Source organism: Candidatus Binataceae bacterium (assembly GCA_035650475.1).
Taxonomy (GTDB): Bacteria; Desulfobacterota; Binatia; order Binatales; family Binataceae; genus JAKAVN01.
This window is the reverse complement of record DASRHP010000009.1, coordinates 552,493-578,613: the sequence shown is the minus strand read 5'-3', so window position 1 is coordinate 578,613 and position 26,121 is coordinate 552,493. Positions and strand designations below refer to the sequence as shown.

Genomic DNA, 26,121 nt, shown 5'->3' with positions numbered 1-26,121 from the left:
AGGCGACCAGGGTGCAAGGTCGCTTCGCTCAGCCGTTGAACTGCCTACAGAGCGCGCGCCAGGCGTCCTCGTCGGCGCCCGCCTTGTACGGCATATAGAAGGCGACCCGGTCAAGCAGGCCGTCGTAGCGAGCCTTGACCTTGGCCGCGATATTGTCCCAGTTGCCGCTCACCGAATAGACGTCGAGCATCTCGTCGGTGATCTCCTTCGCCATCCCGCTCCAGTCGCCCTTGGCGGCCTTCTCGTTGAGCCGCGCGGCGACCTCGCCCCATCCGTGGGTGTCGAGTACGACCTGGTAGGTGCGGGTCGAGGCGTAAAAGGCGATCTGCTGGCGCACGCCGGCGCGCGCCTTCTCGATCTCCTCATCGTTGCGCCCAACCACCACGAAGGCGGTGGTGAAGATGGTGAAGTCCTTGCGCGTGCGGCCGGATTTGCGCAGCCCCTCCTCGAGATGGGGCAGGACAAACTCGCGCAGGTACTTGGGCGAGTTGAACGGATGCGCGTGCAGGCCGTCGCACAGCTCCCCGGCCAGGCGCAGGATATGCCGGTTCACCCCCGCGATATAAACCGGGACTTTGTATTGATGCGGGCGCGGGGCGAAGAACGGCGTCATCAGCGAGAAATTGTAGTACTTGCCCTTGTACGAAAGTTTGGCTCCGCCCTCATTCCAGCATTTGAAGATGGCATTGAGCGATTCGAGGTACTCGCGCAGCTTAGGCACCGGCGGCTCCCAGCGCATCCCGTAGCGGCGCTCGATATGCCCCTTTACCTGGGTGCCAAGGCCGAGGATGAAGCGACCCTCGGACAGCCGCGCAAGGTCGTAAGAAGTGTAGGCTGTCACCATCGGGCTGCGCGGAAAGGCGATCGCGACCGCCGGCCCCATCTTGATCCGCCGCGTATGCTCGGCCGCGAGCGCCAGCGGCAGGAAGCCGTCGTTGCCGGCCTCCATCGACCATACTGCGTCGAAACCGGCCTCTTCGGCCGCCCGCGCCGCCGCCGGCACCTCGCGCAGCTCGCGCGCCGAAAGCATCGTGTCGAGTTTCATCGCTTCAGGCCTCCCATCACTGACCCGATCGCAAAGCGCGGGGAATCCTAACAGAAAGCCGACTTTGCGGGGAACCGGCGTCCACCAGGCCGGACGCTCTTTAAAGAAGCGCGGCGAGACGCGCGGGATAGTCGGTCAGGATGCCATCGACGCCCAGCGCGAGCAGCGCGCGCATCTCGGCAAGTTCGTTGACCGTCCAGACGTGAACCTCAACGCCCATCCGATGGGCAGCCGCCACGCTCTGAGGCGTGACCAGCCGCCACGATTCGTACTCGGACGGAATCTGGAGCGCGGCGCCGCGGGGCCGAAAGGGCTCGCCCTCCGGCGCCATCGCCTTCATGAATCCGGCAACCTCGGCGGAAGGAAAGCCGGTCGGGATATCCGGGGCCAGCGCGCGCACTTCGTCAATCGGCGCCTGATGCTCACTCGCGATTAGCGCCCGCCGGCGCATCCCGGAGCGCTGAATCACTTCGAGCAGCGGAACTATCAGGCTCGGCTCGCTTTGCTTGACTTCGATGATGTACCGATGGCGCGGAAAGGCCGCGAAGACTTCCTCCAGCGTCGGGACCCGATGCCCGCGTCCGCGGAAGGGAAATTCGCCGCTGCCGCTGACGCTGAATCCCCATCCCGCGTCGGCCCGCGCAAGCTCAGCGGAGGTCATCTCGGCAATCGCGGCGTCGATTCCGCAGGTGCGGCTGAGCTCGGCGTCGTGGCTGACGACGATCACGCCGTCGCGGGTCGCATGCACGTCGAGCTCGAAGTACGGCGCGCCGGCCTCGGCGGCGGCGCGAAAGGCTGCCAGCGTGTTTTCCGGATACTCGCCGCTTGCGCCGCGGTGAGCGATAATGCGCGGACGGGAAGGAACAAAGAACTCGCTATCGTATTCCGGAGGCATCACCAAAAGACGGCCGGCGCCGAATTAGATCGGCAGGCCGGCAAACCTGAATCGCCGGCGCAAGGCATTTTGTCATACTAGACAGCAGATGAGCCGCAATCTGCGCGGCGCCGGCCATCCGCAACGTCAGCGTGCGAGGGCTGTGCGCACCGGGCGCCAGCGCCGACGCCCGTGGTGGCGCGAGGCGCGCGCGGGGGCGAGCCGGCTGCCGGATGCACCGGCCGCGCCCGACGAGGCTGACGCTTCGGAGATACCGAGGTGGAAGTGGCCGCCGAGGTCGGGTAGCTTCGCCAGCATCGCGAGGTAGTTTTCCTTGAACTGCTCGAACAGCGAGCGCATCCGCGGCGACACCTGATGATTGACTCCAAGGCTCTGCGTGAGCGGGTTGACGTAGCGGCCCTCTTTTTCCAGCGCGAAGTGGAGATGGGGACCGGTGGACAATCCGCTTGAGCCAACCCGCCCGATCACTTCACCCATCGATACCCACGAACCGGCCTGCAGCCCTGGACTTATCCGCGACAGATGGCCGTAAATGCTGACCATGCCGTGCGAGTGATCAAGCCGCACACACCTCCCGAGCTCGCCGCACCATCCCGCGGTCTCGACTCGTCCGTCAGCGATCGCCTGTACCGGCGCTCCGTAGCGCGCCACTAGGTCAACGCCGACGTGAGGCCGGTACTCGTGCAGGATCGGATGGTAGCGATGGAAGGTAAAGCCGGAGGAGATGTACTCGAATTTGACCGGGTAGCGCAGCGATTGCGGCTCACCCAGCTCCTGCCCGTTGGCGTCGAACAGGCGCGGCTGCCCGTGCTCGTCGCGAAAGGCGAAGGCGCTCATCACGTGCTCGCCATCCTCGACCTGTGCCGCCTCAACGCCTGTGACCAGCCGGTAGCGCCCGTCGCGGCTGACCTTCTCTTGATAGATAAGTTTGACCACCGAGCCCGTCGGAAGCTCGTCCAGATGATGGTCGCTGAACGCGCTTTCCAAGGTATAGACGACCGGCTCAGGCAGGTTGTGATTCTGCGCGGCGGTGCGGAAGCTGCGGGTGACCTGAAATGCGACGGCCACTCGCCGAATGTCGTACTGGATAAGCTCGCGCGAAGTGCGAATAACGCCGGCGCCAAGTCCGCGCTCATTGATCGCAACGTTGGTGTTGAGGTCGTAGCGCAGCCCGCGCAAGTCACCCGTCTCGGGGTCCTTGTAGAGCACCAGCGCATGGCCTTGGCGCAGCATCGGCGTGCTCGCCACTTCCCGGAACTTGTCGGCCCAGTGCTGCGCCTCCGCCGGGTCGAGCCCGGCGTCTTCCAGATAGCGCAACAGGGAAGAGGAGCGATCGAGCGTCAACTCGATGATAATCGGGTCCGCAGCGGGTGAGGCGCTCTCGGCGGTTTCCAGCGACATGTCCTGGATGCTGCCAGCGGAGAGCTGGAGTATCGCCGTAGCGGGGGTAGGAGGTTCGCCAGCTTGGAAAAAAAGCTGTATTGAAGCAAAAGTCGCCGCCGCGGCGACCACTAACGCCGTGAACAGGCGCGGAAAGGCACGTGTGCTGCTCCCCCGAAGCATTGTCGCCAAGGTAGGGGAATTGGTGCCAAGACGCAACACTTTGGTCACATGATTTTCGCCAGATCTACTTATTTGGAAAATAAGATGAACTAAGCCCTGATGGCAACGGCCGCTATCGATTTTGGACGCAAGCGCCTAGGTGTCGCCGTCACAGACGACCGAGACGTCAACGCCTATCCAGGGGTTTTAATAGAACGGCGTTCGATGAAGGCCGACCTGGAGGCCCTCCGCGCCTACCTAACCGAACGCGACATACGCCATGTCGTCGTCGGGCTGCCCCTCAACATGGACGGTAGCGAAGGCCCAATGGCGCGCTCAGCACGCGCCTTTGCTGAGCGGCTAGCGGCCGCCACTGGTATTCCGGTCGAGTTGTACGACGAGCGGCTGAGCAGCTTCGAAGCCAGGGAGCGACTCCGCGAGGCAACCTCCTCGCGCTGGACGCGGCGCGGCGTGGTGGACGTGATGGCGGCCGTGGTGATCCTGGAAGGATGGCTGCAGCGCCGCGCAGGTCGGTTAGGCCCGTAAGCCCTCAAAGGCGACTCATACTCTGGGGCAAAACGGCGGCCGAGATGAAACCGGCGCAAGGGGTAGCTATGCTCGAACAGAACTGTCTCGTTTCCGCGACGGTGCCAGGGTGACCCGCTACGTCCTTGCCGCAGCCGCAATCGCAGTGGTCGGCGCTGTTGTCGCCGCCGGGTGGATTGTTTACGACTGCTTCGTTCCGACACCCAGATTTGCGGAACCTCGAATGGTTTCCGTAAATTTGGGCGATTCGCTGGCGACTGTGGCGCGGCGGCTTGAGGCCGCAGGGGTCGTGCGCAGCGCCCGCGCGGCCGCGCTGTACGCGGACCTGACCGGCGGCGGACGCAATTTGAAGCCCGGCGACTACGCCTTCTATGGCGGCGAGGACCTGCCAACCGTCCTGCGCCATATCGTCAACGGCGACTTCACGGTGGTGACGGTGGCGATCCCCGAAGGCGCGACGCTGCATCAAGTGGCCGAGCGGCTTGCGGAGGCGGGCCTGGTTTGCCAGTGGCAGTTCGAGGCGGCCGCGCAGTACGGGCCGCTGGTGGATGCGCTCGGGCTGCGCCCGCTGGGGGCCGAGGGCTACCTGTTTCCAGCAACCTACCGCTTCGCGCCGCATGCGAGCACGCGAGAAATCCTGGCTACGATGCTCGCGCGGTTGTATTCGGTCCTGACACCCGAGGTCGAGCAGCGGATGTTCGAACTGGGCATTGGAGCGCACGACCTCTTGACGCTCGCCTCGATCATCGAAAAAGAGGCTAAGGTTCCGGGCGAGCGTCCGACGATCGCCAGCGTCTTCTACAATCGGCTCCGGCTGGGGATGCCGCTTCAGTCCGATCCCACGGCCCAGTATAATCCGTTGGGGGAACCGGAGTCCGCGGCGGCGGCAGTGCATACTGCCTCGGCCTATAACACGTACACATTTGCCGGACTCCCGCCGGGACCGATTGCAAACCCTGGAATGTCGTCGATAATGGCGGCGCTGTATCCGGCGCACACCGACTATCTGTATTTTGTGGCGCGCAACGACGGAACTCACATTTTCTCGCGCACGTTGCTCGAACAGGAACGCGCGATCGCGCTGGTGAAAAAGCGCTCGGCACAGGGCCGCCCGGCCGGGCTCGCGTCCGCCGCCGCCCGCCGGTAAACCACGTCGTGATCAACCCAGTCGAGCAGATCTCCCTTGCGCGGCGCCGATTGCGGCTGCTCGCCGCGGTGCATGCGGGGCTGACGCTCTCGCTGCCGGCGCTGACCGCGCTCGCGCTGGGCGCCGCGCTCGAACCGATCGCAGGCCTCACGTGGCAGCGGATGGGCTATGTGATGGCGGCGCAAACTCTTGCCGACGTGCGCCTTGCCCTGTTCGCCCTCGGCGCGGCGACATCGGGCGCGAGCGGGTGGATGGCGTGGGCGGCGTATCGGGAGGCGAGCGATTTCGTCGCAGCCGCACAGCGGGTGGACGAGGCGGTCGGCGGCCGCCAGGAGATCGTCACCCTGGCGACTCTGGCCGAGCCGGAGAAGAGCGAAAGCCAGCGGGCGCGGCGAACGCCGCTCTTCCCCCTGCTGTGGCGCCGCGCGATAGGCTATCTGGAACGGTTTGACCCCAATCGTGCATTTGCCCTCGACCTCCGCCGGCCGCTCGTCCGCTCGCTACCGCTGGCGGTGGCGATCCTGGCGCTGCTAGTCGCGGCCGCAATGGCCCTGGTGCGGCCGCCGTCGCCCGCCGAATTGCAGGCGAGCAAGCTGCGGGCCATCGCCGAGCAAATCGCCAAGTCGGAAAATCCTTCTGACCGTACGCTCGCCGCAAAGGTGCTCGCGGCGGCCACCGCGCTCGAAAATCCCGCCCTTCCCCCGCAGGAGAAGCTCGCCCGGCTGGACCAGGTGATGCGCGAGCTGCAAAAGCAGCCGCCCAAGGGCTCCTCCACTGAGCAGAGCGCGCAAAGCGGCAACACCAAGGGCAGCGCCAACGGCCAAGGCAACGGCCAGGGTAACAGCCAAGGCAACGGGCAAGGTCAGGGACAAGGAGCGGGGCAAGGCGCCGGCGCGGGCGAAAAACCTAACGGCGCCAAGAGCGACCAACAGATCGCCGAACTGCGCAACGACGTCAGCAAAGCGCAGGAGCAGATCGAAGCCGGCGTCCACGACGAGAGCAATGCGCCAAAACCCGCCAACGGGGGGAAGGGCAACGCGCTCAAGCCGGGCAGCGATAAGGACAGGAAGGGGCCAGCAAACCAGCCCGATGCCCTCGCGCAGGCCAAAATTCCGAAGCCTGACAGTTCGGCCAAGGGCGAGCGGATGCCCTCTGGCGGCAAGAGCGGCAAGCAGGACAAGGGCGGAAGCGGCGACACCCATCTGGGACAGTTCCCGGCGGCAGAAAAGTTCCAGCGCTTCAGCCTGGGCAAAACCGGGGCGCCGATCGAGATTCGCGACGCGCGCTATGTCCTGTTCCGGCTGCCGACCGAGGTCGCCACGGGCGACGGTGGCAAGCTGGTGGCCGACACCAATCGTCCGGTCGCCAGCGCCCCCTACGCCAACGTTCCGCTCAAGGCCGAGCGGCTTGACCTGGCGCCCCAAGAGCGGCAGCTTGTGCCGCCACGCTACCGCGATTTGATTCACTAAACGAAGGAGAAGGCATGGGAGCGGCTGCGCAAATCACTCCGGCCGAGCGGGTCAATGAATTCCGCCGCGTCTTTGCACGCGCCGAGGCCGAAGTCGGCAAGGTAATCGTCGGCCACCTGGACGTAATTCGCAAACTTCTGACCGCGCTGTTTGCCGGCGGCCACGTGCTTATCGAGGGCGTCCCCGGGCTCGGTAAGACCCTGATGTGCAAGACCGCCAGCGACGCGCTGGGGCTCAGCTTCAAGCGGATCCAGTTCACGCCCGATTTGATGCCCTCTGATATCGTCGGCACTCAGGTCCTGACTGAGACCGACGGCCGGCGCGAGTTCCATTTCAAGCCCGGGCCGATCTTCGCCCATATCGTGCTCGGCGACGAGATCAACCGCGCAACGCCCAAGACCCAGTCGGCGGTGCTCGAGGCAATGGAGGAGCGGCAGGTCACTGTCTTCGGCAACACCTATCCGCTCGAGCCCCCATTTCTCGTGCTCGCCACCCAGAACCCGATCGAACTGGAAGGCACCTATCCGCTGCCGGAAGCGCAGATGGACCGCTTCCTGTTCAAAGTCGTGATGGGCTCGCCGAAGCCCGAGGAGCTGCGCGAAATCCTCAACCGCACCACCGGCGCGCAGGCCCACGTCGCCCAGCCGATCTTCAGTCCGGCCAACGCACCCGCCGCGATCGAACAGCTCAAGGCGCTGGTGCGCGAGGTGATGGTGGCCGAGCCGGTCGAGCGCTTCGCGATCGGAATCATCGGCGCCTGCACACCCAACGGCCCCGGCGCGATCCCCGAGGTCTCGCAGTACTTGCGCTTTGGGCCGAGCCCGCGCGGCGCCCAGGCGCTGATCCTGTGCGCCAAGGTTAACGCACTCCTCGACGGGCGGGTCAGCGTCAGCTACGACGACGTCGCCGACGCGATCCTCCCCGCCCTGCGCCATCGCCTGCTGCGTAACTTCCAGGCCGAGGCGGAGAACGTGACCACCGACTCGATCCTCGAACAGGTGACCAAGCGGCTCAAGCGGCCGCGCGCGTAGCCCGCGATGCTGGGACTGCCCGAGGAATTCACGCCGGACTTCCTGGCCCGGCTCGAACAACTGCGGATTAAGACCCGGCGCGAGTACGCGGGGCTGGGCAAGGGCTCCCATCTCTCGCCCCGGCGCGGCTCGTCGCTGGAGTTCAGCGACTTTCGCCACTACGCCCTCGGCGACGACTTCCGCTATATTGACTGGGGCCTCTTCGGCCGCACCGACAAGCTCTACATCAAGCTTTTCAAGGAAGAGGAAGACCTTCTGACCTATATCTTCCTCGATGCCAGCGCCTCGATGGGTTTGCCCGAGGCCGACCGCAAGTTCCACATGGCGGTGGCGACCGCGCTCGCCTTCGCCTACGTCGCGCTGGCGCAGGGCGACCGCGTGATGGTGCGTGTGCTGGCGGGCGACGGCAAGGCGTCCACCCCGGGCTTCGTTTACGGCCGCCATCGGATCGTCGAGCTCGCGCAGCGGCTGGGCGCGGTTCGTCCCGCTGGCCAGCTGGACCTGGCGGCGGCACTTGCGCGCGAGCTGGTGTCGATTCGCCGCGCGGGCAAGGTCTTCGTCATCTCGGACTACCTGATGATGATAAATTCGGTGACCCGTGGGCTGGGACTGTTCACCGCCGCCAACATGGACGTGACCGCGGTGCAGATCCTCGGCGGCAGCGAGCTTAGCGCCGCCGGCCTCGGCGGCGACGTCGAGCTGGTCGACGCCGAGAGCGGCGAGCGCGTGATGGTTTCGATCGGCAACCGCGAGCGCGAGCATTACCGCCAGACGCTCCATCGCCTGGCGCGCGAGATCAAAACCTTCTGCCTGCGCCGCGGCCTGCACTACACGCTGTACTCGACCGAGCAGAACTTCCATGACTTCTTCCTGCGCGCGTTCGCGGACTTTGGTCTGAGGCATTAGCCGGGCGGCGATGGGCTTCGTCTATCCAGGCGCGTTGTACCTCTTCGCGCTGGTCCCGGCGCTCGCCGTCGCCTACCTGGTGCGCGAGCGCCCACGGCGGGTCACCGTATCCAGCGTGATCGCCTTCCGCGCGCTGCGCGCGCGGCGCGGCAAGCGGTTCGGCGGATGGCCGCGGCCCGACTGGATGTTCTTCGTCGAGCTGCTCATCTTAAGCCTCGCGGTGCTGGCGATCGCCGAGCCGTACGTAACCCGCGCAGGTAATCCGATGGCGGTGGTGCTTGACGATTCGGCCGTGATGCAGGCGGCCGCAACCAGGCCCGACGCCTCCACGTCGGCGGGGAACCGCACACGCTTCGATGCCGCGCGCGCGGCGCTCAGGGAGGCGCTCGAGCGCGAGAGCGGCGAGGCTGAAGTCACGGTCTATCTCACCGCGCCGCAGCCCCATCGCCTCGGCACGCCGTTCCCCAGCACGGCCGCGGCCGCCGCCGCGCTCGAGGCGCTTAAGCCGAGCGACGCCCCGGCCGATCCCGCGGCGGTCACCTCCTTGCTCAGTCGGCTCGCGGCGGATCGGCGCCTGCGCCGAGTGCTTTACGCGGGCGCGCTGCCGCTCGCCCCGCCGGTGCCCGCGCGCATCGAGGCCTTTGCGGTCAGCAGTCCGGCGCCCAACTACGCGATCGGATCGTTCGCCCTGCGCCGCGAGGCGCTCGGGCGCGCCGCGCTCCACGCGCAGCTCACGGTGGCAAACTTCAGCCCCGCCGCACAGACGCTGGAAGTCGCGATCAGCGGCGACGGCAAGCCGGTGGGCCGGGCCCAGGCGCGCCTAGACCCGGGGCAGGCCAGCGCGATCGAATTTTCCAACCTGGCGCCGGCCGCCGTCTATCGGGCGGAGCTGAAGCCCGCCGACGGCTTCATGCTCGACAACACGGCATGGGCAACCGCCGGCGCGGTCAAGTCGATCTCGATCCTGTTCGTCACGCCGACGCCCGCCGATGCAGCCGGACTCGACTCGCTGCCCGGAATCTCGGTGCGCGTGGCCTCGCCCGCGGACTTTACGCCCACCGATCTGGCGCGCGCCGACCTCGCGATCTTCGAGTACGCGGTGCCCAAGGAGATGCCGCCGCTCAATGCGCTGCTGGTGATGCCGCCGCCGGGCGATGCGGTCTTTGACTTCAAGATCGAGCCATCCGCCGCGGTCGCGATCACCGGATGGCCGCCGACCAATCCGCTGACCGACTCGGTCAACTTCCGCCTGCTCAATCTGCGCGCCGGCGAATACTTCGCCCAGCATCCCTGGCTCCAGCCGGTCGTCAGCGGCAACAATGGCGCGCTGATGCTCGCTGGCGAGCGGGCGGGCCATCGGTTCGTCGCCCTCGGCTTCAATCCGTTTCCGTATCTCGGCAGGCAGAACCTGCCGATGTCGGTGCTGACGCTCAACTGCCTGAGCTATCTTGCCGGCTTCGGCGCCGAAGCCACCGGCTACCATACCGGCGAGCCGTGGACGGTGCCCGCCGCGGTGACCACGATCGCACTGCCCGACGCGACCCGGGTCGAGGTCACTCCCGGCACGCTTTTCACGGACACCAGCCAGCAGGGGCTCTATCAACTGACGGCGTCGGACGGCGCGAAGACTATGCGCGCGGTCAACCTCGCCGACCTGCGCGAGTCAGATCTCGAAAACAAACCGGCGCTGAAGATCGAAGCGGGCGGCGGCAGCGGCGCCGTCGCCGAGGTTGCGCCGCGGCGCGAACCGCTGACGGGCAAATTCATCGCGGCGATGATCGCGCTTGGGATCCTCGAAGCGCTGCTTGCCTATCGGCGGCGCCGCTCGATGGCCACGGTGTGAAGCGATGAATCCGGGCGCACTGCTCGACGGCGTCAGTTTCGCCAATCCGCACGCGCTGTGGCTGCTGGTCGTGGTGGCGGCGGTGCTGGCGTGGTCGCTGCTCGGCGCCGACGCGTGGCGCAAACTGTTCGCGCCGTTAATCCGAGCCGCGGCCCTGGCGCTATGCGTGATCGCGCTGGCGGGCCCGCAGCGCGTCAACCGCATCGAGGGCACGACGCGGCCGGCGGTGGTTGACGTGTCGTCGAGCGTCACGCCTGCGATGCGCGAGTGGACGGAAAGACTGCTGCGCGATGAGCTGAAGCTTCGCGGCGCCGACCCGGCGGTCGTCTTCGCGACCAACCCCGAGCCGGCAACCGTTTCCGAAGCGCTCAAGACCCTGAGCGCCGCCGGCGGATGCGCCGGATGCGCGCCGGCGGCGACCGATCTCGAAGCGGCGCTGGAGAAGGTCGCCGCCAATCCGGCGGCCCGCAACGGCCCGGTCGTGCTCGTCACCGATGGATGGGAAAATCGGGGCGAAGCCGAGCGCGCGCTGGGCGCGCTGCGCGCCTCCGGCGTGCGGCTATATATTTTCACCCCGCCCGGCGCCCGCGGAATTCCCAACGTTGCGATTACGGATCTGGCGATGCCGCCAGCGCTCGCCAAGTCGCAGCCGTTCGCGCTCAGCGTCACCGCCACGAACTACAACTCTACGCCGGTCGGCGGCACGCTCTCGGTCACCCAGAATGGACGCGTGCTCGAAAGCCGCTCGGTGACCTTGCAGAGTGGCCAGCAGCGCTTCGACTTTCCGGTCCACGCCGAGTCTTCCGGCTTGACCTCGTACACCGCCTCGTTCAAGCCGGCCAACCCGGCCCAGGACGCCTACGGCGAGGACGACTCGCTCACCGGATGGGTCGGGATCGGCGCCCAACGCAAGATCCTGATCCTGACCGACACGACGCGCGACGCCGAGTATCTCGAAACCGTGGTGCGTCGGATGGGCCTGGAGCCGACGGTGATCACCCCGACCGCTTCATGGAGCGGCAATCTCAAGGGCTACGACGCCGTGCTGCTCAACAACGTGCCGCGCGCGCGGCTGGGCACGGCGGCGCAGCAGGCGCTGGTCAATTACGTCCAGGAAGGAGGCTCGCTCGCGATGGTCGGCGGCGACCAGAGCTTCGGCCTCGGCGGCTACGAGAGCAGTCCGCTCGCGAGTGTGATGCCGGTGGTGATGAAGCCGCCGCAGCATCGCCAGCGCACCCGCGCGCTGGTCTTGGTGATCGACAAGTCGGGCTCGATGGGGCGCGACAACAAGCTGACTTATGCCAAGCTGGCGGCGCGTACGGTGACCAAGACGCTCGCTGACAACGACCTCATCGGCGTCGTCGGCTTCGACTCGCAGCCGTTCGTGATGGTGCCGCTCGAACCACTGAGCAAGAGCCGGCCCTACTTCGATCAGCTCATCGACAAGCTAATCGCGCGCGGCACCACCTACCTGCTGCCCGCGCTCCAGGAGGCGGAGCGGATGCTGGCGGCGAGCCACGCCGCGATCAAGCACGTCGTGATCCTGACCGACGGTGAAACCGGCGGCACCGCCGCGATGTACTACGACCTCGTCTCAACCATGCATCGCGAGGGCAGCGTGACGATCTCGGCCATCGCGATCGGGCGCAAGGCGAATCTGCCGCTGCTCGAATCGATTAGCCGCTACGGCGGCGGCGGCTTTTACCAGACCGACAGCGCGGCCAACCTGCCCGAGCTGTTCCTCCAGGACGTCAAGACGCACGGCGGCGAGGCGACGATGGTCGAGAAGGACTTCGTCCCCATAACCGCGCATCCCGACCCCGTGCTCAAAGACCTGGCGGGCCGCCAGCTTCCCGCGATCAAAGGCTTCGTCAGCACCGAGCTCAAGCCGCGGGCGACCCTCGACGCCTTCGTCGAACGCGGCGGCAGGCGTGAACCGCTCATCGCGAGCTGGCGCTACGACGCCGGCAAGGCGGTCGCGGTCACCACCGACGCGAGCGGGCGCTGGTCGGCCGCGTGGGTGCGCAACGGCGTTTTCAGCCAGCTTTGGAGCAAGTTGCTGTCCTGGATGACGCCGGAGACCGCCAACACCGAGCAGAAGTTCGATATCGCGCTCGGCTACCGCGACGGCCGGATTCGCCTGCGCCTGACCAACTACAGCGAACGGCCCGCGCCGTCGGCCGGCCTGGTGAAGGTCACCGTCACTCGTCCCGACGGGAGCCGCGTGCAGAGCGCGCTCTCCGAGGAAGTGCCGGGCGAGCTGTACGGCAGCTTCGACGCCCCGCGCCCGGGCACCTACAACATCGCGCTTAAGGCCGCGACCGCCGACGCGCTGCCCTTCCCGCCGCTCGCCTACACCGTGAGCCCGGCCGTCAACGCCGAACTGCCGCGTCCGCAGCCCAACTACACGCTGCTCGAACGGCTCGCCTCCGCGACCGGGGGGCGGCTCAATCCCTCGCCCGCAGACGTCGGGCTGACTCGCCCGGAGCATGAGATCACGCAATCGATGGCGGCGTATCCGCTGTTCTTTGCGATGGTGCTCGTGATCGGCGAGGCGTTGGTGCGCCGGCTGACGTTCTGATTCGGAGCCGCGTGGCGTTGCACCGGGCGCCCGGTTGCATCGCGGCGGCGCTTTTCGTCAAGCTCATTGCCATGGATCGCGAGGACGACTATCTCGACGACGAGCCCGTGGAACCGCGCCACGAGATCCAGCATCAGTACCCGCAGAACGTGCGCTTCTGCGCGCTGTGCGGCGGCGCGATGCGCCCGCGGCTGGTGCTGCCCGACCGCAGGCGCCAACGGGTGTGCTCGCGATGCGGATTCGTCGATTTCCAGAGCCCAAAGCTGGTAGCCGGATGCCTGGTCAGCAGCGGCGGGCGTGTGCTGTTGCTGCGCCGCGCGATTCCGCCGCGGCTTGGCTACTGGACCTTCCCCGGCGGCTACGTCGATTTCGGCGAAATGCCCGAGGCGGCGGCGCTGCGCGAGACCGCTGAGGAGGTCGGGATGCACGTCGCGATCGAGCGGCTGTTCGGCGTCTATGCCGACCCGCATCATCCGGTCGCCGCGGTGGTTGTTTATCTTGCGCGGCCGGGCAGCGAGCATCCGGGCCTCTCCAGCGAGGCGAGCGAGGTGCGCTACTTCGCGCCCGCCGAGCTCCCGTGGGAGGAAATCGCCTTTCGCACCACCACCGCCGCCCTCGCCGACTGGGTCAGGCTTGCCGGATAGGCACGCGGCGATGGCGGTGAAGCAACAGGCCCGGGCGGCCGAGGACGGTTACGACCTCGTCGCCGATAATCGCAAGGCGCGCCACGACTTCTTCATCGAGGAGACGCTGGAGTGCGGGCTCGCACTGACCGGCACCGAGGTCAAATCGCTGCGCGAGCATCGTGTCAACCTGCGCGACAGCTATGCGCGGATCAAGAACGGCGAAGCCTTTCTCCACGGCGTGCATATCGCGGCCTACGCACCGGCCGGCCAGTTCAGCCATAAGGAAACCCGCCCGCGCAAACTCCTGATGCATCGGCGCGAGATCGACCGCTGGTGGGGGCGCGTGCGCGAGCGCGGTTACTCGCTGGTTCCGCTCAAGATCTACTTCCGCCGCGGGCGCGCCAAGGTCGAGCTCGCGCTGGCCCGGGGCAAGAAGCTCTACGACAAGCGCGAGGCGATCGCGCGCAAGACCAGCCGGCGCGAGGTCGAGCGCGAACTGCGCCATCGCAACCGCTGATCGCCGGGAACCTTGCCTCGGCGGGACGGCCGCCTCCGCCGGCCGCGGCTACGCTCGCGAGGCACCCGCGCCCTCGGCAACGGGCGCCGAAGCGTCCACGGGCATCTCGCCCGCCATCGCGCGCAGCCGCGCGATCCGGCGGCTGAGCGGCGGATGGGTCGAGAACAGGTTGGCAAAGAAGCCCTCGTCGTCCTCACGCGCGCCCTCCAGCGGATTGACGATGAACATGTGCGCGGTGCCGCGCGAGGCGCGGCGCAGCGGTGACTCGGTCTCGGCAATCCGCTCGAGCGCGCGCAGGAGCGCGCGCGGATTGCGCGTGAACTCGACCGAAGCGGCGTCGGCAAGATACTCGCGTTCGCGCGACACCGCCATCGCGAGCAGCTGCGCGAAGATCGGCGCGAGCACGCCGAGGATGAAGACGACCAGCGCGATAATCGCGCCGGCGTTGCCGCCGCCATCCTCGCGGTCATCGCCGCCGCGCCGCCGCCCGCCGCCGATCCCGCCCGTATACCACATCGAGCGGTACATGAAGTCGGCCAGCATCGCCACGCCCGCCACCAGCACCGCGATCATCATCATCGTGCGGATGTCGTAGTCGCGCACGTGCGCCATTTCGTGACCGATCACCCCCTGCAACTGCTCGCGGTCCATCGTGTCGAGCAGCCCCTGGGTCACGCAGATGACCGAGTGCTCGGGGTCGCGCCCGGTCGCGAACGCGTTGGGCGACGGATCGTCCATCAGGTATGCCTTCGGCACCGGCATCCGTGCCGCCAGCGCCATCTCGCGCACCACATCGAGCACCATCTGATGCCGCGGCGTGTCGGGCGTGAGCTCGCGCGCCTGCACCGAAGCGAGCACCAACGAAGCGCCGCCGTAATATGAGAGCAGCGACTGGAAGCTCGCGAAGACGAGCGCGATCATCGTCAGCAGCGGAAAGCCGACGAGCGCGCCGTCGACGATCGCGAGGTTGCCGAACTCGAAATCCAGACCGCATCCGAGCGCGGCGAACAGCGCGACGAAGACCGCGACCAGCAGCGCGGTCTGGCGGCGATTGCGCCGCTCCATCTCCCAGAAGTCGGCGCGCGCGGCCGCCATCCGCCTTCCGTCCGCCCTTTGTGCCGGCGCTCAGGCGCGCGGCGCGCCCGGCGCGCGCATCGACAGATCGACCTTCGGCACCGCCTGGTCCTCGGGTGCGCCCTGAAAGTAGTCGGCCTGCTTGAAGCCGAAGTTGCTGGCGATCAGGTTGGAGGGGAAACTCTCGATGCGCGTGTTGAACTGCATCACTGAGTCATTGTACGCCTGGCGCGAGAACGCGATCTGGTTCTCGGTCGTGGTCACCTCCTCCTGGAGCTTGAGCACGTTCTGATCCGACTTGAGCTGCGGGTAGTTTTCCATCACCGCGAGCAGCCGACCTAATCCTGCGGTGATCTGGTTTTCGGCCGCGATGCGCGAGGCCTGGTCGGTGGCGGCGACCGCGCGCGCGCGCGCCTCGACCACCTGGGTCAGAGTGTCGCGCTCGAACTGCATGTAGCCCTTGACCGCCTCGACCAGGTTGGGGATGAGGTCGTGGCGCCGGCGCAGCTGGACGTCGATCTGGCGCCAGGCGTTCTGCACCTGGTTGCGCAGGCTGACCAGGCCGTTGTAAGCGACCACTGCCCAGCCGACGATCAGAAGCACGACAATCAGCACGACCGTTGAGCCGCTCATATTCGGGACCATCCTTTCGCCGGCCGCTGCCGCGCACAATCCAGAATAGCAGACGCGCGCCGGTGAACCGAGCGAGCGTCCTTGTGCGGACGTCGTCCGCGCCGCCGGCGCGCGATGCTTGCGCGCCGCGGCCGCGCGGCGCGCGCTTGCGTGCTTCAGTTCTCGACGTTGACCTTGATCTTCGTCGGCTTGGCCTCGGGCTTCTTGGCCACCGTCACTTCGAGCACACCGTCGCGATAGGTCGCCTTGATCGCGTCATGGCTGGCATCCTCGGGCAGCACAAAAGCCCGCGTGAGCTTGCCCCAGGTGCGCTCGGCGACGTGCACCTGCGCGTCCTTCGGCCACTCTGGTCGCTTACGCTCGGCTTCGATCACCAGCCGACCATCCTCGACCCGAACCTCGACCGAGTCGGCCTTGATGCCGGGCATCTCGAAGTAGAAATGGTATCCCTCGCCGTCCTCGATCACGTCGGTCGCCGGGCGCCGTTCCGTCTCCGGAACCCACGGCACGTCGTTGAAGAAGCGGTTGAGCCTGTCGTAGAGCCATCCGTTCGCGTATCCGTCTCCGAGCATCACTTCCATAGTCAAAACCCTCCCGCCAACAGTGGCGTGTTATGTATTGTGGCCGGCGCGCCCGCTTTTCGTTCGCGCCTCGCTGATCGAAAACTAAGTACGAACCGCCCGCCGTCAAGCGCCGGCCGCTTGAGTGTTCGATACAAAAACCGCACGGGGCGTGCGGCTTTATGCGTCGAACGGGGCTTGACCGGAAGACACGGAATGATTACGCGCCGGCGTCCCGATCGGGGACGCGTCCGGCGCGCTCGATCTCGGCCGCGAACATCCGCGCCATCCTGAGATGGCCGTTGCGCTCGGCGAGCGCGCGCCCCTCTTTGAGCACTTCAAGCGCGCGCGCTACCTTGCCCTTGGCGAGATGCGCGCCGGCCTTGCGGAACAGGCGCGCGTAGCGCTCGCCTTGTGCACTGGAATCCATGAACGAACAGGCCGCCGCTGAAACGCTGGACGCGATCCTAGGCGGCGCGCTGCGCCTTTACCAGCCGCGGCGCGGCTACCGCTTCTCGGTCGAGGCGGTGCTGCTCGGGCGCTTCGCGGCGGCCCGCGCGGGCGAGCGCGTGCTCGACTTGGGCGCCGGATGCGGCGTCGTTGCACTGACGCTCGCGCGGCTGGGCGCGCCGCGCGAAGTCGTCGCGCTTGAGTTTCAGCCCGCGCTTGGGGCGATGATCGAGCGCAACGCGGCGCTCAACGGGCTTTCGCGCGTGCGCGCCGTATGCGCCGATTTGCGCAGCCGGCACGCGCTCGGCGCTGCGCCTGGCAGCTTCGACCTGGTCGTCGCCAATCCGCCCTTTCGCGCCCGCCAGAGCGGGCGCGAAAGCCCCGAGCCGGGCCGGCGCGCGGCACGCGCCGAGAGCGCCGCGACGCTGGCCGACTTTGTCGCCGCCGCCGCGCGCTGGACGCGCCACGGCGGGCGCGTCGCGATGGTGTTTGCGGCGGCGCGCAGCGCCGAGCTCGTCTCGGCACTGCGCGCCGCACGCCTTGAGCCCAAGCGTATCCGCTTCGTCCACCCGGCTGCCGACGCGCGCGCCTCGACCGTGCTGGTCGAGGCGCGCAAGGGCGGCGGCGTCGAAGTCGCAGTCGAGCCGCCGTTGGTGATGTACCGCGCGCCCGGCGTGTTCAGCGTCGAGGCGCGCGCGCTGCTGGGGCGGCCATAGCCGGCGATGCTGCGCGCCCGGCCACGGCCGCTCGCCTACGCCTCGGCGAAGAACTCGCGCGCCATCCGCGCGACCTCCTCCGGCCGCTCCATCGGCAGGAAGTGTCCGGTGCCGGCAATCGTCACCACGCGCCCGTGCCTGAGCTGTGTAGAGATCTTCTCTGAGATCGCGTTGCCGACCGAATCGCTGTTCGCGCCGAACATCACCAGCAGCGGCGCGCGACTGCTCAGGATGAGCGGCAAACCGACGTACTGGCGCGAGCGCGCGTAATACTCGGCCTCGACCTCCGGTGGGCATTTGAGTTCCACGCCGCCGTTCGGCGCCGGCCACGTCGCATGCTCGCAGTACTCGCGCAGCATGTCGCGCCGCCAGGTGTCGTAGGGCGGTTTGTTTCCGAAATTGCGGAACATCGCATCGACACTCTCGAACCATCGCTTGCGTTTAATCGTCCGCGTATAAAGTTCGTTCTGACGCTCGCTCTCCCCTTCGATCGGCACTTCATCGAAGACCACCGGCTCGACCAACACGGCGCGCGAGACCAGGTCCGGTCGCTCGCCGGCGAGTGCGCCGACCGCAGTCGCGCCTGCCGAATGGCCCAACCCGCGCGCGCCTTCGAGCCCAAGCGCCGCGATGAATGCGCGCAGGTCATCGACCGTGCGCTCCCAGCTGTAGTCACCGTCGGCCGGACGCGAGCTGTCGCCGTGGCCGCGCTGGTCGTAGCTGTAAACGTGGCCCGCCTCGCGCAGCGCGAGCGCGATCGGCCGGTACAGCCGCCCGATAAAGCCGGTCGCGTGCAGGATGATGATCGGCGCGCCGGTGCCGCCCCAGTCCAGCGCGTGCAGGCGGATTCCGTTCGCGTCAACGAAAAAGCTTCGCGGTTCGTCGGTTCGGATGTCCATGCTGAAGCGCAAAATACAGGCGAGCCGACGCTCCGATCAAACCTTCGCGCGCGGAAAGCCGCGTTGCGCGCCCCGACGGTTTGCGATTAGCTCATCGGGATGGATCGCCTCGTTGCTCGCGGCAAATTCCTGTTCGAGGGTGAGCGCAAGTTCTACGCGCGCGGCGTCTCTTACGGTCCGTTTCACCCCAACTCGCGCGGCGAGCGGTATCCCGAGCCCGAGCGTGCGGCCGCGGATTTCGCCATGATGCGCGAGCTGGGCGCCAACGTCGTGCGCACCTACGTACCGCCGCCGCCGTGGATGTTCGAGCTGGCGGCGAAACACGAACTGCGGCTGATGGTCGGGATGCCGTGGCCGTTCCACATGGCGTTTCTGGATTCGCGCCGGATGGCCGCCGATATCCGCAAGACCATCCGCGACTCGGTCGGCGAGATGCGCCGCTTCGCCGACGTGATCCTCGCCTTCAGCATCGGCAACGAGATCCGCTCGGACATCGTGCGCTGGCACGGCGCGCGAGCAGTCAGTCGCTTCCTCGCCGAGCTTTACGATATCGGCAAAAGCCTCGCGCCTGACTCGCTATTTACGTATTCCAATTACCCTTCGGCCGAGTATCTTGATCTGAATTTTCTCGACCTCATCTGCTTCAACGTCTATCTCCATCGCGAGGCCGACTTCCGCCGCTACCTGACCCATCTGATGGCGACGACGGGGGAACGCCCGCTGGTCCTGAGCGAAACCGGCATGGACACGATCCGCGAGGGCGAGGCGCATCAAGCCGAGCTGCTCGGATGGCAGGCGCGCGCGGCGTTCGAGCTGGGGCTCTCGGGCTTCGTCGTCTTCGCTTTCACCGACGAATGGCATACCGGCGGCGCCGAGATCACCGACTGGGCATTCGGCCTCGTGACTCGCGAACGCACCAAAAAACGCGCGTTCGACGCGGTGAACGCGGTCTTCCGCGGTGCGCTGCCGCCGCCGCTTGGCGCATATCCGAAGGTGTCGGTCGTGGTGCCCGCCTACAATGCCGCGGCAACCCTGGGCGCGTGCCTCGACTCCCTCGCCCGGCTCAATTATCCCGACTACGAAACGATCGTTGCCGACGATGGCTCGACCGACGCAACGCGCGAGATCGCCGAGCACGCCGGCGTGCGCACGCTGTGCCTGGAGCATCGCGGACTCGGTGCCGCGCGCAACGCCGCTCTGGCGGCCGCCACGGGCCGCTACATCGCATTCATCGACGCCGACGCCCGCGCCGACCGAGATTGGCTCTACCATCTGGTCGAAACCATCACGCGGCGCGAGGCCGCAGCGGCGGGCGGCCCGAACTTTCCCCCACCGCCCGCCTCCGCGCTGGCGGCCGCGCTTTGCGTGGCGCCCGGCCAGCCGCGCGAAGTGCGCGCCGGCGACGATACGCTCGCGCAGCTCTGCGGATGCAACATGATTATCGACCGCGAAGCCGCCGCGGCGCTCGGAGGCTTCGACCCGATGTTCACCGCGGCGGGCGACGACGTCGATTTCTCCTGGCGGCTTTGCGAGCGGAAGTCGGCGATCGCATGCGCGCCCGGCGCGGTTGTAATTCATCAACGCCGCCCGACGATGCGCGCGTATCTTCAGCAGCAGCGCGGCTATGGCCATGGTGAAGAGCTGCTGTTTCGCAAATATCCGACGCGCGCCCGCCCTGGGGGCGTTTACGGCGGCGATTCCTGGCTCGGCTCGCTGCTCGGTGGCGCGCGCATCTATTACGGCGCCTTCGGTCGCGGGTTGTTTCAGACTATCTATCCGGGGGCGGACGGCTCACCGCTGCTGCAAATTCCGCTAACGCCGCTATGGCTCGGGATTTCGATTCTGCTGATCCTGCTCGGACGAATCGCGACGGCCCCGTGGTCGTGGCTCGGATTCGCCGGGCTCGCCGCCGCGCTCGCAAGCGCGATCGTTCCCGCCGCCCGACAGCGCTTTGGACCGGCGCGCGACCGCCAGCTTGCACGCATTTGGCTCGGCCTTGCGAATTTCGCCGGACCCCTGGTGAGAGCGTGGGCGCGCAGGCGGCGATGGCCGTACGGACTGGCGCAACAGGGCGACCGCGTCGCGCAGTGGCTGCACACCCGGGGGCGAATCGTCCTCAGAGCCCAGGGCGGCGCGCTCAAACCGGGCGACGCCGCGGCGGACGCGCTGCGCGCGGCGCTCGTGCGGCGGGGTTTTGCCGCGGCGAAGAGCGACGGTTACGAGCCGTACGATCTGATGGTCGTCCTGCCGGAGCCGCTGCGCTTGCGACTGAATCTGCTGGCGCAGGACGACGGCCGTGTCGCGCTTTCGTGGCGGGTGTCGGTCAACGCGCCGGCCATAGCGCTGTGGCTCGGCGGATGGGCGCTGGTGCTGGCGCTCGGCGGCTTCGACGCCGCGATGGTCGTCGCGATCGTTCTGGCTTCGACGCTGGGCGTCGCGCTTATCGAGCTGGCGCGCATCCGATGGCTGCCCGCCAATCTGACGGCCGCCGCGGCGGAGGCGCTCGCCGCGCTCGGCGCGCGCGCCGAAGTGGAAGGAGAAGAGGCCGCCTGATGAGCACACCGGCTCTGCTGCGCATGGTCGTGCGCCGGATGCGGCCGCATCTGGGGCGGCTTGCCTTCGCGATCCTCGGCGTAGTGCTGGCGGCAGGGCTGGAGGTGCTCAAGCCCTGGCCGCTCAAGATCGTGATCGACAACGTGCTGCGCGGCGCTCCGCTTGCCGGCGCGTGGGTTCCGGCGCGCGCGCTCGACCTGGCGCCGACGGCGCTGCTCGCATGGGCATGCCTCGGGCTGGTTGCGCTCTACCTGATGCTCGGCCTGGTCAGCGTCTTCAACAATTACGTTTCCATTTCGATCGGTCAGCGGATGGTCAACGAGTTGCGTGCCGAGATGTTCGACCATCTGCAGCGACTCTCGCTCTCGTTCCATCGTCGGCGCGGGATCGGCGACCTGATGGTGCGCATCGCGTACGACGCCTTCTCGGTCCAGCAGATCGCCATGAACGGCCTGTTCCCGCTGCTGTCGTCGACCGTGATGTTGGTTGCGATGTTCTGTGTGATGGTCCGGATCGACACCGAGCTTACGCTGGCCGCTCTGCTGGTGGTGCCGCTGCTGGCGATCCTGATCGCGGCCGCGAGCCGCCCGATCGAGCGGCTCGCAGCCCTCGCGCGCGTCAAGGAAAGCCGCCTTTATACCGTCGCTCACCGCTCGCTCGCCGCGATCCATGTCGTGCAGGCGTTCACCCGCGAGGCCGAGTCGTACCGCGAGTTCGTCGAATCGAGCAGCGACAGCCTCGGCGAGACGCTGCGCCTGTACACCTTGCAGACGATGTACGCGGGCGCGGTCAACGTGCTGATCGCAATCGGCACCGCCGCGGTGATCTACATCGGTGCGCGGCACGTACTCGATGGGAGGCTCACGATCGGCGACCTGATCGTGTTCGCCACTTATCTCGCCTCGCTCTATGCGCCGATCAACCAGATGTTCCAGACCTACGGGCTGGTGCAGGCTGCGGCCGCGGGCCTGCGCCGATGCCTGGAGCTGCTGGAAATCGAGCCCGAGATAAAAGACCACCCCGGCGCGCGCGCGCTCGGCCGCGCCGGAGGCGACGTCGAATTCGCCAATGTCGTGTTCGCCTACCAGGCCGGCCATCCGGTGCTCAAGGGCGTGAGCTTTCGCGCGCGGCGCGGCGAGACGGTTGCGATCGTCGGGCCGAGCGGCGCAGGGAAGACCACGATGGCGAGCCTGCTGGTGCGCTTTTACGAGCCGCAGGCGGGCGAGGTGCGAATCGACGGGCACGACGCGGCGAATTTCACGCTGGAGTCGCTGCGGCGCAATGTCGCGATGGTGTTGCAGCCGCCGCTGGTGCTGTACGACACGATGCGCGCGAATATCGCACTCGGCCGCCCGGGCGCGAGCGCCCATGAAATAGAGCGCGCCGCTTCGCTGGCGCGTCTCGATCCCGTTATCGCGCGGCTGCCCAACGGGCTCGACGAAGTCGTCGGCCCAGGTGGCCACAGCCTGTCCGAAGGCGAGGCACAGCGCGTGACGATTGCGCGCGCGCTGCTGCGCGACGCTCCGATCCTCGTGATGGACGAGCCGACCAGCGCGCTCGACGCCGAGACCGAGGCGCTGGTGCTGGCGGCGGTGCGCGAGGCGATGCGCGGGCGCACGACCCTTGTCATCGCCCATCGCCTCTCGACCATCCAAAACGCCGACCGCATCCTGGTCCTGCGCGACGGTCAAATTGCCGAGCAGGGAACCTTCGGCGAGCTGCTTTCGCAAGGCGGCTTCTTCAGCTACCTCTACAACCTTCAGTCGTGGGGACGCGAAGCCGCAGGCTGAGAATCGCACGGGAGCGGCAACGGTGAAGCAATTGACGATCGGGTTGACCGGCGGGATCGGCTCGGGCAAGAGCACGGCCGCGAAGATACTGGCCGAGCTGGGTGCGCCGATTATCGATGCGGACAAGGTCGGCCATGCGATCTACGCGCCCGGCGGCCCCGCCTACCAGGACCTGATCGACGCCTTCGGCGCGGAGATCCTCGCTCCCGACCGCACCATCGACCGGCGCAAGCTCGGGCCGATCGTGTTTGGCGATCCCGCGGCGCTCAAGCGGCTCAACTCGATCGTGCATCCGAAAATGTTCGCGCGGATGCGCGAGATGGTGGCCGCGATGCGGCGCGCGGGCGAGACGCGCCCGATCGTGATTGAGGCGGCCATTCTGATCGAGGCGAACTGGCAGCCCCTGTTCGACGAGATCTGGCTGGTCGTCGCCTCGCGCGAGCATGTTATCGAGCGGGTCGAGCGCGACCGCGGGATGAAGCCTGAGCAGACCGAGGCGCGCATCCGCGCCCAGCTTTCCGACGACGAGCGGCGCAAGCACGCGACGATCGTGATCGCCAACGACGGCACGCTCGACGACCTGCGCGCAACCGTCACGCGCTTGTGGCGCGAGGCGCTCGCGCGCGCCGCCTGATCGCTTGACCCGCTGCGCCGGCGGGGCGAAAAGAGATACCAGCGACGTGGAGCGCCGACGCCGAGAGGGCGTGTCGGCGTGTCGCGAAACCGGGGCGGCAGCACGGCTGCCGGGCAATTCGCGCATCGCAAGTCGGACGCAGGAGCAGCCGATGAAGATCCTCGTGATGGGAGCCGGCGCGGTAGGGCTGTTTTACGGCGCGCGCCTCCAGCAGGCCGGCGAAGACGTCTTTTATTGTGCGCGGGGCGAGAACCTGCGCGTGCTGCGCGAGCGCGGGCTCGAGGTGCAGAGCCCCGACGGCAACTTTCATCTCGCGCTCCGCGCGACCGACAACCCGCGCGAATTCGCCCCCTACGAACTGATCCTGTTCTGCGTCAAATCGTACGACACGCTGAACGCCGGCCGGCAAATCGTCGGATGCCTCGCCGGGGGCGGCGCGGTGATGACGATCCAGAACGGGGTCGAAAACGAGGCCGCGCTATGCACGATTCTGCCGCCGGAGTCGGTAATGGGCGGCAACGCACGGGTCGGCGCGGAGCTGCTCGCGCCCGGCCGCCTGCTCCATACCGCGCTCGGCATCATCGAGTTCGGCGAGCTCGACGGACGCGAGACCCCGCGCGCCCTGCGCATCGCCGAGGCCTTCCGGCGCGCGCGCATCCTTGGCCGCCTGACCAACGATCTGAAGACAGTGCGCTGGAACAAGCTGATGGGTAACAACAGCACGAACACGATAAGTGCGCTCGCGCGCTGCACGCTGGGCGTGATGTTCGCCGACCCTGACGGCGCCGCGCTCGCCCGCCGGCTGATGGAAGAGACCGCGATGGTGGGACGAGCGGAGGGCGCGAAGATCAGCGACGAGGACGTGGACAAGCTGTACAACCTCGCGCGCGGCTTCTCCAATGCGGGCGAGATCAAGACCTCGACGCTCCAGGACCTCGAACGCGGCAAGCGCCTGGAGTACGACGCGATAAGCGGCGCGGTCGTGCGCGCGGCGCGCCGCCACGGGCTGAGCGTGCCCGCCACCGAGACCGTTCACACACTGCTCAAGCTGCTCGACGGGAAGCGCGACTAGCACCAACCGTGTTTAATATCCGCGGCCAAACGAGGAGAAAGGGAAGAGAGTAAGGGCGTGGGCGCGGATGTTAAAGACGGTTGCTGCTGGTGATCTTGGACATATCGAGAGAGTTCGACTTTTTGCTTGGCAACAGGATTACGGGTAATGCGTCAAATGCGGCTTGCGCGCGCGGCTGGAATTCGATCGCGTGATCCCGATAGCGCTTGGCGCGAGCAATACTGCACGCGACATCCGACTCCTGTGCGAATTATGCAATTGAGCAAAGGGTGCGAACGTATGATGCGCCCTGACGCTCACCCGCAGGGCAGCGGCTCGAGCGTGCAGGCGTTGTGAGCAGCGTCGCCGGTGAGCCACCACAGCGCCGGCGCCAGCGCGAGCGCGAGGTCATCGTGCTCGCTCACCCGCGCACCGAACGACGCATAGCCGGACTCGCTGATCGAAGCGCGGCAGTTCGCCAGCTCACCCACGTGTATCGCCGCTTGCAGCCGTGACGCCAGCATAAGCTTCGCCACCCGGTCGTCGCCGCTCGCGCGCTAGCGGCGCCCGCGGCTTCTCCTTTAATCCGCAGGAACGCCGCCGGCGGCGGCGGGCGCGGCGCAGCGGCGTACTATCCACTGATTGAGCGCCGACGCGTCGAGCCCCGCGTGCGTCGCTTCGAGCAGACGATGGATACGCTGCGCCTGCGCCGCGTGGTCGCGCGCCAGCTTGCGCAGCACGGTGCCGGCCACGCGCGGCTGTTCGAGCAGAAAGGCCGGGTCGGCGAGCGCCTCGGCCGCCAGCTGCGCCAGCTCGCGGTGATCGTGCCACCGGCCGAGCGCGTCCTGGAGCGCGCGCAGGCCGGCGAGCGCCGGCTCGGCCTCCGCGTCGCCGAGATCGCGCATCAGTTCGATTCGATAGCGCAGGCGTTTGGTTTCGATGCGGAAGGCGTGGACATCCGAGGCGGCGAGCGTCTGGCGCGCGCGGGCGAGCGCGGCGCGCCATCGCGCGTAGCCCTCGCTCACCGCCGCGGCCAGCATCGCGGTCACGTCAGGCGCGCCGTCGGCGGCGCCGGGCCACGCCTGCTCCGTCAGCCGCCGCGCGCTCTGGGCGAGTGTGAAGAGCTTGCGCTTGGCGAGCTTGCGCCGCGCGCGGCGTATCTCGCGCTCGCGCCGCTTGAGCGCAAAGCTGCGGACCCTTTCCCACGCGCGCCGCTCGGCCGGGTTGCGCAGGCGGCGCAGCTTGCGCTCGAGCAGCTCGAGCAGCACGTCGCAGTCGCGCCATACGCCGAGCGCGCGGCGCGCCCGCCTGACCTCGCGCACCATCGCGCGCGCCGCCTCGGGCATCGGCGCGGGCGACAGCGCGACGATGACCTGCTGCAGCCGCCGGCTCCATACGCGCAGGTCATGAACCGGGTCGGCGCCGTCTTCGGCGAGGACCGCCGGCAGCAGCGCCATGAACTTGCGCAACCGATCGCGCAGCAGCCATTCCAGCTGCGCGCGCGCCGAAACGGCTGCCGACCGCCGCGGGCGGGTCCGGCTGCGCAGCGGCGTCACGACGGTGGTGGTTGCCAACGGCTTTCTCCGCACGCGCCGTCCGCGCCCGGACAGGGC

The 26,121-nt window shown here is 67.6% G+C and carries 24 protein-coding genes; 14 read left to right on the top strand and 10 right to left on the bottom strand.

Features of this window, described 5'->3' with window-relative positions:
* Positions 1-28 precede the first annotated feature (28 nt).
* The 3 genes from VFB33_08960 to VFB33_08950 all read right to left on the bottom strand — a co-directional run bounded on the left by VFB33_08960 (position 29) and on the right by VFB33_08950 (position 3,341).
* Positions 29-1,045 (bottom strand): TIGR03617 family F420-dependent LLM class oxidoreductase, encoded by a 1,017-nt coding sequence (locus VFB33_08960; GenBank protein ID HZO81812.1) that lies wholly within the window; start codon positions 1,043-1,045, stop codon positions 29-31.
* A 100-nt stretch (positions 1,046-1,145) separates the two neighbouring features.
* The gene (locus VFB33_08955; GenBank protein HZO81811.1) at positions 1,146-1,940 is read right to left on the bottom strand and encodes a glycerophosphodiester phosphodiesterase; all 795 of its coding nucleotides are present in this window, start codon (positions 1,938-1,940) and stop codon (positions 1,146-1,148) included.
* 126 nt (positions 1,941-2,066) lie between these two features.
* Positions 2,067-3,341 carry a M23 family metallopeptidase gene (locus tag VFB33_08950; GenBank protein ID HZO81810.1) on the bottom strand — a complete coding sequence of 425 codons (1,275 nt, stop codon included), beginning with the start codon at positions 3,339-3,341 and terminating at the stop codon, positions 2,067-2,069.
* Between the two features lie 261 nt (positions 3,342-3,602).
* On the opposite strand from VFB33_08950, the gene ruvX reads away from it, so the two are divergent.
* From ruvX to smpB, 9 genes are all read left to right on the top strand, one after another.
* Entirely contained in the window at positions 3,603-4,028 is a 426-nt protein-coding gene (ruvX, locus tag VFB33_08945) for a Holliday junction resolvase RuvX (protein HZO81809.1), read from the top strand.
* A 223-nt stretch (positions 4,029-4,251) separates the two neighbouring features.
* Entirely contained in the window at positions 4,252-5,175 is a 924-nt protein-coding gene (gene mltG / locus VFB33_08940; protein HZO81808.1) for an endolytic transglycosylase MltG, read from the top strand.
* 170 nt (positions 5,176-5,345) lie between these two features.
* Entirely contained in the window at positions 5,346-6,644 is a 1,299-nt protein-coding gene (locus VFB33_08935) for a hypothetical protein (protein HZO81807.1), read from the top strand.
* 14 nt (positions 6,645-6,658) lie between these two features.
* Positions 6,659-7,675 carry an AAA family ATPase gene (locus tag VFB33_08930; GenBank protein ID HZO81806.1) on the top strand — a complete coding sequence of 339 codons (1,017 nt, stop codon included), beginning with the start codon at positions 6,659-6,661 and terminating at the stop codon, positions 7,673-7,675.
* Between the two features lie 6 nt (positions 7,676-7,681).
* Entirely contained in the window at positions 7,682-8,581 is a 900-nt protein-coding gene (locus VFB33_08925) for a DUF58 domain-containing protein (protein ID HZO81805.1), read from the top strand.
* Positions 8,582-8,591: 10 nt separating this feature from the next.
* Complete coding sequence (locus VFB33_08920; GenBank protein ID HZO81804.1) at positions 8,592-10,424, top strand: BatA domain-containing protein; 1,833 nt, start codon at positions 8,592-8,594, stop codon at positions 10,422-10,424.
* 4 nt (positions 10,425-10,428) lie between these two features.
* A complete protein-coding gene (locus VFB33_08915) occupies positions 10,429-13,005 on the top strand; it encodes a VWA domain-containing protein (protein ID HZO81803.1) in 2,577 nt (858 codons plus the stop codon).
* Between the two features lie 71 nt (positions 13,006-13,076).
* Positions 13,077-13,649 carry an NUDIX hydrolase gene (locus tag VFB33_08910; protein HZO81802.1) on the top strand — a complete coding sequence of 191 codons (573 nt, stop codon included), beginning with the start codon at positions 13,077-13,079 and terminating at the stop codon, positions 13,647-13,649.
* A 10-nt stretch (positions 13,650-13,659) separates the two neighbouring features.
* Positions 13,660-14,148 carry an SsrA-binding protein SmpB gene (gene smpB / locus VFB33_08905; GenBank protein HZO81801.1) on the top strand — a complete coding sequence of 163 codons (489 nt, stop codon included), beginning with the start codon at positions 13,660-13,662 and terminating at the stop codon, positions 14,146-14,148.
* A gap of 48 nt (positions 14,149-14,196) precedes the next feature.
* On the opposite strand, the gene VFB33_08900 is transcribed toward smpB, so the two are convergent.
* From VFB33_08900 to VFB33_08885, 4 genes are all read right to left on the bottom strand, one after another.
* On the bottom strand, positions 14,197-15,243 hold the full coding sequence (locus tag VFB33_08900; GenBank protein HZO81800.1) for a M48 family metallopeptidase: 1,047 nt from the start codon (positions 15,241-15,243) through the stop codon (positions 14,197-14,199).
* A gap of 30 nt (positions 15,244-15,273) precedes the next feature.
* On the bottom strand, positions 15,274-15,855 hold the full coding sequence (locus VFB33_08895; GenBank protein ID HZO81799.1) for a LemA family protein: 582 nt from the start codon (positions 15,853-15,855) through the stop codon (positions 15,274-15,276).
* A 155-nt stretch (positions 15,856-16,010) separates the two neighbouring features.
* Positions 16,011-16,427: an Hsp20/alpha crystallin family protein gene (locus VFB33_08890; GenBank protein ID HZO81798.1), complete on the bottom strand. Its 417-nt coding sequence runs from the start codon at positions 16,425-16,427 to the stop codon at positions 16,011-16,013.
* A gap of 208 nt (positions 16,428-16,635) precedes the next feature.
* On the bottom strand, positions 16,636-16,845 hold the full coding sequence (locus VFB33_08885) for a hypothetical protein (protein ID HZO81797.1): 210 nt from the start codon (positions 16,843-16,845) through the stop codon (positions 16,636-16,638).
* Here VFB33_08885 and VFB33_08880 point away from each other — a divergent pair.
* The gene (locus tag VFB33_08880) at positions 16,844-17,581 is read left to right on the top strand and encodes a methyltransferase (GenBank protein ID HZO81796.1); all 738 of its coding nucleotides are present in this window, start codon (positions 16,844-16,846) and stop codon (positions 17,579-17,581) included. The two genes, VFB33_08885 and VFB33_08880, sit on opposite strands and share 2 nt — an antisense overlap.
* Before the next feature lie 35 nt (positions 17,582-17,616).
* Here the strand turns inward: VFB33_08880 and VFB33_08875 are convergent, their stop codons facing one another.
* Positions 17,617-18,480 (bottom strand): alpha/beta hydrolase, encoded by an 864-nt coding sequence (locus VFB33_08875; protein ID HZO81795.1) that lies wholly within the window; start codon positions 18,478-18,480, stop codon positions 17,617-17,619.
* Between the two features lie 99 nt (positions 18,481-18,579).
* Here VFB33_08875 and VFB33_08870 point away from each other — a divergent pair, with 99 nt between their 5' ends.
* The 4 genes from VFB33_08870 (at position 18,580) to VFB33_08855 (ending at position 24,529) form a co-directional block, all read left to right on the top strand.
* Positions 18,580-21,033, top strand: a complete 2,454-nt coding sequence (locus VFB33_08870) for a glycosyltransferase (protein HZO81794.1) — start codon at positions 18,580-18,582, stop codon at positions 21,031-21,033.
* The gene (locus VFB33_08865; GenBank protein ID HZO81793.1) at positions 21,033-22,823 is read left to right on the top strand and encodes an ABC transporter ATP-binding protein; all 1,791 of its coding nucleotides are present in this window, start codon (positions 21,033-21,035) and stop codon (positions 22,821-22,823) included. The genes VFB33_08870 and VFB33_08865 overlap by 1 nt, the downstream gene beginning before the upstream one ends.
* A 22-nt stretch (positions 22,824-22,845) precedes the next feature.
* Complete coding sequence (gene coaE, locus VFB33_08860; protein HZO81792.1) at positions 22,846-23,457, top strand: dephospho-CoA kinase; 612 nt, start codon at positions 22,846-22,848, stop codon at positions 23,455-23,457.
* A 151-nt stretch (positions 23,458-23,608) separates the two neighbouring features.
* Positions 23,609-24,529, top strand: coding sequence for a 2-dehydropantoate 2-reductase (locus tag VFB33_08855; GenBank protein HZO81791.1), 921 nt, complete (start codon positions 23,609-23,611; stop codon positions 24,527-24,529).
* 296 nt (positions 24,530-24,825) lie between these two features.
* Here the strand turns inward: VFB33_08855 and VFB33_08850 are convergent, their stop codons facing one another.
* Positions 24,826-25,044, bottom strand: coding sequence for a hypothetical protein (locus VFB33_08850; GenBank protein ID HZO81790.1), 219 nt, complete (start codon positions 25,042-25,044; stop codon positions 24,826-24,828).
* A gap of 45 nt (positions 25,045-25,089) precedes the next feature.
* A complete protein-coding gene (locus tag VFB33_08845) occupies positions 25,090-26,082 on the bottom strand; it encodes a CHAD domain-containing protein (protein ID HZO81789.1) in 993 nt (330 codons plus the stop codon).
* Between the last annotated feature and the right edge of the window lie 39 nt (positions 26,083-26,121).